The following is a 2,635-nucleotide window of genomic DNA, read 5'->3' on the forward strand; positions in this document are numbered from 1 at the left end:
CGGCCGCGGCGGTGGCGCCGGTCGTACTGCCCGCGCCCCGTCCGGCCGCCGTCACCCCGGCCCCGGAGGTCGCGGACGTCGACGACGGCCAGGAGCTGGTCCTCGAGGACCTGACCCGCGAGCAGGTGCTCGACTGGCGCACCCGCGCCGCGCACGACCACCAGATCGTCCACGACCACATCGCCCGGTACGGCGAGCACTCCGCGCAGCGCCTGTTCACCAGGTCGTTCGTCGCGACCGTGCAGCGCCTTTCGGGCCTCGGTCACTTGGACCTCGGCTACACCCCGTGGGGGCAGGCATGAGCGGCAGCGAGGTGTCCGGCGTCGACCTGGCCCGGGTCGCGCTGCGGGCCGCGATGGAGGCGGCACGCGCCAACGGCGGCGGCAAGAAGGCGAAGGCGAAGCCGCGGATGGTCCGTACGGTGCGCCGCGACGGGCGCGAGCCGATGGGCCTCGGGGCCGCGATTGGCGCGCTGGTCACCGAGCGCGCGTGGGAGCTCCCGGCCGCCGGCGCGACGCTGCGCGAACGGTGGGCAGCCATCGCCCCCGAGCTCGCCGGGCACGTCGCCGCCGTGTCGTACGACGCCGACTCCGGCCAGCTCACGGTGTGCCCGGAGTCGGCGGCCTGGGCGACGAAAGCCCGCCTGGAGCAGACCCGCATCATCGCGGCCGCCAACAAGTCGGCGGGCCGGACGGTCGTCCGCACCCTGCGGATCCTGGCGCCCGGCACCGTGCCACTGCCCGAGCCGGCCGACTCCGATCCGGAGCCCGCGGCCGCGCCCGCCGGGCCGCCGCGCACCCGGGAGACCGCCTCGGACGGCTACCGCCGCGCGCTCGCCGCACACCAGGAGGCGGCGCCGCCGTCGCGGGTGGACCCGCACATCGCGGAGGCGGTGGAGCGGCAGACCGCCGCGATGCGGGAGCTGTCGCGCCGTGCGTTCCCCAAGCCCGACGCCGTCCCGGACGATGAGCCGGCCCCGATCGAGCAGGCCCGCACCGAGCACCGCCGCCAGGCCGACGCCTCCCATGCCGCGGCCGTGCGCCGCGCCCGTGCGGAGCGGGCGGCGAGGGAGGCCGGGACCGTGGCGGCGGTGGCACCTCAGCGGTCTCGACTGAGGACGTCAGCGTGAAACGTCGCCTCACTCAAAAGCAGGTCCGTACGGTGTTTGTACGGTAGATGTACGCGAACCTTACGGTTCATGGGGTAGAGTGTGCGTCAGGAGGTGTTCCATGTCCGAGATGTTCGACGCGGTCGACGCGCTGGTCGCGTCCCGCGCCCCGCTGCCGCCGGCGGAGGAGCGCAAGCGACTGCGGGTCGCGCACGGCCTGACGCTGGACGACGTCGCCGGCGCGCTGAAGGTGCGCCGGGCCACCGTGTCCGCCTGGGAGTCGCCGAAGAAGCCGACCGAGCCCCGCGGCCCCGAGCGTGAGGCGTACGCGCGGCTGCTCAAGCAGCTCGCGGAGCTCTACCCGGCCCCGGTGCCCGCCACGTTCACCGGCGCGGCCGCCCCGGCCGAAGCCCGTCCTCTGTCCACAGGCGAGGCGTCCGAGCCTGCGGTCATGACTGCAACCGAGAACACCCAGACCCCTGTCCCGGCTCCCGTCGCCCCTGCCCCGGCCGCCGCGCCCCGCCCGGCGAGCACCACCAGGACCACGTCGACGTCGCGCCGTCCCGGCGCCCGGAAGGCGGCCCCGGCCGGAACCCCGGCGGGCGGCACCGACCCGCGGTTCGAGAACGGCCCGCTGGCGGTCCTGGACGTCGACGACGACGGCAAGGTGCTGGCGTACTGCACCGGCGGCCTGGTCCTGGACGTGCCCGCCAAGTCACTGCCGTCCCTGGTGGACTGGACGCTCAAGGAGGCGAAGCTGGGGGCGCCGAAGCTGTCCGGCCCCGGCAAGGACGCCGACCCGCTGCTCGTGCTCACCGAGGCCGCGCTGGAGCGCTACGGCCTTCCGGCCACGCTCACGGAGGAGGAGCGGATCGCGGGGCGCATCCCGGAGGGCCACAAGGTCATCAAGCAGCTGACCCGCGCGCAGTGGCAGCTGACGAAGAGGGGCTTCGGCCCGTGGGCGCGGATCTACCGGCCCGCGCAGGGCTCGGAGCGGGCCTGCGTGCAGCTGTGCATCCCGTCGTGGAACGCGCTGGACACCCGGCACTGGGGCACGGCCGGGCAGCTGGCGCCGGCCGAACTCGCCCGGCTCCTGGGCGTGTACGCCTCGAGGGTGATGACGCCGCGCGGATCGACCGCCGTGACCGGCCTGGAGCTGATGACCGCGCTGCACCCGGCGACCCGGGCCTCCGAGCCGGACGCGACGGGTAAGCGGCACTCCGAGCACAACCCCGGCTCCCTGGGCAAGGACCCGGTGGACTGCGCGCCGTGTGAGGCTCCGGACGGGCACCCGCTGCTCAAGGAGCTGCCGCGGTTCCACGTGCGCGGCCCGGCAGAGAAGCTGTTTGAGGAGGCGTACGACTGGGCGCGGCCGATGACCGATGCCGAGTGCACCCTGCGCTACCTGGTCGGCCTCGACGTCAACATGGCCTTCGCCGCCGGAGCCAACGGCCTGAACGTCGGCCTCGGAGCGCCGACGCACGTCACGAACCCGGTGTTCGACCCGAAGCTGCCCGGCAGCTGGCT

2 protein-coding genes and 1 pseudogene are annotated in these 2,635 nt (G+C 74.9%); all 3 read left to right on the plus strand.

Features of this window, described 5'->3' with window-relative positions; all coding sequences use genetic code 11:
• Positions 1-302 (plus strand): annotated as a pseudogene (locus tag SZN_RS41790) (hypothetical protein); the annotation flags it as partial.
• Complete coding sequence (locus SZN_RS36620) at positions 299-1,129, plus strand: DciA family protein (protein WP_007505834.1); 831 nt, start codon at positions 299-301, stop codon at positions 1,127-1,129. The pseudogene SZN_RS41790 and the gene SZN_RS36620, both read left to right, overlap by 4 nt.
• 100 nt (positions 1,130-1,229) lie before the next feature.
• On the plus strand, positions 1,230-2,635 hold a 1,406-nt coding region (gene tap, locus SZN_RS36625), incomplete at its 3' end, for a telomere-associated protein Tap (protein WP_007505836.1).

The sequence above is a fragment of the Streptomyces zinciresistens K42 genome (genome assembly GCF_000225525.1).
GTDB classification, from domain to species: Bacteria; Actinomycetota; Actinomycetes; order Streptomycetales; family Streptomycetaceae; genus Streptomyces; species Streptomyces zinciresistens.

Bases quoted from the DNA above. Each gene is read 5' to 3' on its own strand.
- SZN_RS36620 (WP_007505834.1), top strand. From the start codon at position 299: ATGAGCGGCAGCGAGGTGTCCGGCGTCGACCTGGCCCGGGTCGCGCTG.